The sequence below is a fragment of the Bradyrhizobium sp. Kon37 genome, from assembly GCF_055807535.1.
The window spans coordinates 1-483 of sequence record NZ_JBVVOY010000125.1; the positions used below are offsets into that span (position 1 = coordinate 1).

Annotated in this window: 1 pseudogene; it reads left to right on the forward strand. The window is 57.3% G+C overall.

The features are described from left to right. Window positions 1-483, forward strand: a pseudogene (locus AC0L3J_RS37410) (hypothetical protein); the annotation flags it as partial.

Below are 483 nucleotides of genomic sequence, written 5' to 3' on the forward strand. Positions count from 1 at the left end.
ATGCGCGCGAGGGGCGCAAGGATTACAGCGTTCACCGCATCACGCTGGATGATGCCATCGCTGACGGGTTATACCGACGTATCTGTTACGTCACGAATCAGCCGTGGTCGCCGGAAGCGGAAAAAGCCTGGCGTGATGGCCTGTACCGGAATGCGCCGAATAAAGAGAGTGCCGACGAGGAATACGGCTGCATTCCTAAAAAATCCGGGGGCGCTTATCTGTCACGCGTGCTGATTGAAGCCGCCATGACGCCAGCGCGGGATATCCCGGTTCTGCGTTTTGAAGCCCCGGACGATTTTGAATCGCTGATACCACAAATGCGCCACGGCATCGTTCAGGACTGGTGTGAACAGGAGCTGCTCCCGTTGCTCGATGCGCTGTCGCCGCTCAATAAACACGTACTGGGCGAAGACTTTGCACGCCGTGGTGACCTGACGGTGTTTGTGCCGCTTGCCATCACGCCTGACTTACGCAAACGCGAAT